The 4,221-nt window shown below is 73.1% G+C and carries 3 protein-coding genes; all 3 read left to right on the top strand.

What is annotated here, in order from left to right:
• Window positions 1-954 (top strand): glycosyltransferase 87 family protein (locus tag ACWGIG_RS37370; RefSeq protein ID WP_453326177.1); only part of this gene is annotated, 954 nt, incomplete at its 5' end.
• A gap of 43 nt (window positions 955-997) precedes the next feature.
• Complete coding sequence (locus ACWGIG_RS37365; RefSeq protein WP_453326176.1) at window positions 998-2,149, top strand: serine/threonine-protein kinase; 1,152 nt, start codon at window positions 998-1,000, stop codon at window positions 2,147-2,149.
• Between the two features lie 101 nt (window positions 2,150-2,250).
• Window positions 2,251-4,203, top strand: coding sequence for a serine/threonine-protein kinase (locus ACWGIG_RS37360; RefSeq protein WP_453326175.1), 1,953 nt, complete (start codon window positions 2,251-2,253; stop codon window positions 4,201-4,203).
• Window positions 4,204-4,221: the final 18 nt, after the last annotated feature.

Here is a 4,221-nt window from a genome sequence, read left to right as displayed (position 1 = left end):
CGTACGCGCGCGTGGCTGCGGCCCAAGACTCCGCCGCGAGTTCCGGCGACGTGCAGTGCGCGTACGCGCGCGTGGCTGCGGCACACCCCGTTGTCCGGTGCCTGGGTGTGGGTCGCGGGACTGCCGCTTCTGCTGCACGTCCCCCTGGTCCGGTACGACGTCCAGGTCACGGCCCTGGCCGCCCTCTCGCTGCTCGCGCTGCGCCGCCGCCCCTGGCTGGGCGGTACGCTCGCCGCGGCCGGTGCGCTGGTGAAGGTCTGGCCGGTGCTGGCCCTCCTCGGCACGCCCAGGGGACGTACCACCAGAGCGGCCTGGGGGTCGGCCGTCGCGTCGGCGGCCGTGCTCCTCGGCGTCCTGGCGCTGGCCTTCTCGCACACCTTCGACTTCCTCCGGCAGCAGGGCAACCGGGGTGTGCAGATCGAGTCCATGGGCGGCACCCTGCTGTCCCTCGCACGGCTGACCGGCCTGCCGAGCAGCGGCGCCTACCGCGTCGAATACCGGTACGGTGCCATGGAGTTCATGGGCCCGTACGTCTCGACGGTCGCGCACGCCTCTTTGATGCTGACCGCGGTCGCGTTCGCCTGGCTGCTGCTCTGGAGGGTGAAGGCACGGAGTTGGACTCCGGCGACGGCGTGCGACGCCACCCTGTGCGCCGTGCTGCTCTTCGTCGTCACGAGCCGTGTCATCAGTCCGCAGTACATGATCTGGCTGATCGGCCTCTCCGCGGTCTGCCTCACCGCGCGGCAGACCGTTCAACGGCCTGTCGTCGCCATGGTGTTGGCGGCGGCCGCCGTCAGCACCCTCGCCTATCCGCTCGCGTACGGTCAGGTCACCTCGGGCAGCGTCTACGGGTGCCTGCTCATGGTCGTGCGCAACGGACTCCTGCTGGCCGCCGCGCTGTCGTCCTGCCGCCGTCTCTGGGCCTCCTCAATGCCCCCTCCCGTCGCACGGTAGGCTCCCCTCGCGCCGACCACGGGGGCACCAGGGGGAGTTGGGCATGCGCGACGGGGACAGCAGTACGGGCAGCAGCCGGGGCGACGGCAGGAACACCGCCGGAGCCGGACGGAGCGCCGTCGGCACCGCACTGGTGCCACTGCGGGCGGACGATCCGCGCGAGCTGGCCGGTTACGTCCTGGAGGCACGCATCGGCGAGGGCGGCATGGGCACCGTCTACCTGACCCGCACCCGCGGCAACCAGCCCGTCGCCCTCAAGCTGATCCGCCGGGAGTACGCGGACAGTGCCCAGTTCCGGGAGCGCTTCGCCCGCGAGGTCGAGGTCTCGCGGCAGGTGCACGGCTACCACATCGTCCCCGTCGTCGACCACGACAGCGGCAACTCCCCCGGCGGCAGCGGCAGTACGCCCCCCTGGCTGGCCACCCGCTTCGTGCCGGGCATCGCCCTGGACGACGCCCTCGACGCGTACGGCCCGCTGCCCGCCCCCACCGTGCTGCAACTGCTGTGCTGCACCGCCCGCGCCCTCGACGCGATCCACACCGCCGGAGTCATCCACCGCGACGTGAAGCCGGGCAACCTGCTGCTCGCGTCCGACGGGCCCTGGATGCTCGACTTCGGCATCGCGCGTGCCGCCGGCGCCGTCACCCTGACCACTGTGGGGCGGCTCGTCGGCACTCCGAAGTTCATGTCCCCCGAGCACGCCCTGGGGCGGCGGCTGACGCCCGCCGCCGACGTGTTCGCGCTCGGCCTGATCGGCGTGCTCGCCGCCACCGGCCGGCATCCGTACGGCCGCGGCAACGGCCTCGCGGTCGCCGCCCGTATCGCCGGTACCGACCGTGAGCCGCCGGACCTGAGCACCTGCCCCGAGCCGCTGCGCACCGTCGTGGGGCGGTGCCTCGCCGCCCTGCCCGAGGACCGCCCGTCCGCCGCCGAGGTGGCCGAAATGTGCCGCTCGGCCGCCGGGCGCGACGTACGGGACTTCTCCGGGTGGCTTCCCGGGCCCCTGGCTGCCGCTGTACGGGCCCGGGAGGCGGCCGTACGTCCCGACAGCCGTGCGGCCCTCGCCGAGGCGCCCACGGTGACCGCTCCCGCTCCGCGCGTACCCCCGCTGCCCGCGCTCGCACCGACGGTGCCGATGACCGTGAAGGACCCCCAGGCGGACGAATGGTCCCGCCGGGTGCGCCGCACGACCTGACCCGCTCCACCGGAAGACCTCACCGAAACACCCCGCCGGTCGGCCTCGTCGACCGGTCTCGTCGATCGACCCCGCCGGTCGACGCCACGCGCCTACCGACCGTGTGGCACCACCCCGACCGTCCCCACCTTCGGCCCTGGAGGCTCCCCATCAGCAACTCCGTCGGCGACATCCTCAGCCCGCTCGGCCCGGAGGACCCGCGCGAGACCGCCGGTTACCACCTCCACGCCCGCATCGGCGAGGGCGGCATGGGCACCGTCTACCTCTCGCACACCCGCGGCAACCAGCCCGTCGCACTCAAGGTCATCCGTCGCGAGTACGGCCAGAACCCGGACTTCCGGCGCCGTTTCGAGCAGGAGGTGCAGGCCGCCCGCCGGGTGCAGGGCTACCACATCGTGCCGGTCGTCGACCACGACACCAGCGGTACGCAGCCGTGGCTGGCCAGCGCGTTCGTACCCGGACTCGCCCTGCACGAGGTGCTCGGGCACTTCGGTCCGCTGCCCGAGGCGGCCGTCTTCCAGCTGGTCGGCTGCGCGGCGCTCGCGCTGTCCTCGATCCATGCCGCCGGGGTCGTGCACCGCGACCTCAAGCCGAGCAACATCCTGATCGGCTCCGCCGGTCCGTTCGTCATCGACTTCGGTATCGCGCGTGCCGCCGACGCCACCCAGCTCACCGCGAGCGGCGGCCTCATCGGCACCCCGCAGTACATGTCGCCCGAGCACGCGCTGGGCGAGCAGGTCGGCCCGGCGAGCGACGTCTTCTCGCTCGGCCTCATCGCGGCCGTCGCCGCCACCGGACGGCACCCCTTCGGTGACGGCGGCGCGATCACCGTGGCCGCGCAGATCGCCAACGCCGGTCACCGCCCGCCGGACCTCTCCGGCTACCCGGACTCCCTGCGCCCGCTCCTGGAGCGCTGCCTGACGGCGGACGCGGCGGAGCGCATCACGCCGGCCGAGCTGATGCCCCTGTGCGAGCAGTCGGCGGGACGCCCCCTGAGGGAGTTCGCCGGGTGGCTGCCGGAGCCGGTAGCCGAGGAGATCGCACGAAGGGAACAGACGGCCCAGTACGCGGCCCAGCAGGCGCAGACCGCACAGGCGGCGCAGGCAGCGCAGGCGGCACAAGCAGCGCAGGCAGCACAGCAACCTCCGGTGCCGCAGCAGCCCCCGCAGGCCCCTCAGGGGCCGCCCACGCTGCCGCCGTATGCCCAACCGACGCACCACACCCAGGGCATGCCGCAGCAGGCGCCGCCGAGCGGCCAGTTCGGGGCCCCTGGCGCCCCTCCTGCCCATCAGACCTACCAGCATCCGCAGGGCGCCCCGACCTTCAACCTGGGCGGGCCCCAGCCCCCTGCCCCTCCTACCCCTGCGGCCCCTGCGGCCCCGAAGAAGTCCGGGAAGGCCAAAGCGATCCTGCTCGCCGCCGCTCTGGTGGTCGCGGTCGGCGCGGGCGCGGGTGCCGCCGTGTACTTCCTCGGTGGCAAGGACACCGACGGCAAGAAGAGCACGGCGGACGCCAAGCCCACCACACCGCCGGCCGCCGCGGCCCCGGCCAAGGAGCGGCCCACCACCCCGCCTCCGAGCGACCCTGCCTCCGACCCGGCCGGCACGCCCTCCGTGCCGCCGCCGGAGACCGCCACGTACGGAGCGCCGGTCTTCAGCAACAAGCCGCTGACGATCCGTACGCCACAGTCCCTGGCCACCACCTACGTGGACCTCGACGCGCCGAAGACCGTCGCCGAGGGCTCGATGTCCTCCGACATCCGTGACATCAGGGTCAGTGACTCGGAGTGGGACTTCGACGCGACCGTCGGCAAGAGCGCGGGAACGACCCCTCAGGAGTGCCGCACGGGCGCCGAGACGAACGCCCTGCCGGATTCCGTTTCCGGCAAGGATTTCGGGGAGCGCCGGCTCATCAGCAAGGGCACCCGGCTGTGCATGGTCACGGCCGACGGCAACCTGGCGATGTACGAGGTCACCAGCCTCACCGCCGGTGACTACAACTTCAACGTCCCGAGCGTGACGGGCAACCTCACCGTCTGGCCGATCCGACAGTGACCTCATGAGGGAGGGCCC

The organism is Streptomyces sp. NPDC054863, from assembly GCF_053610825.1.
This window is presented reverse-complemented; position numbering and strand designations above follow the sequence as displayed.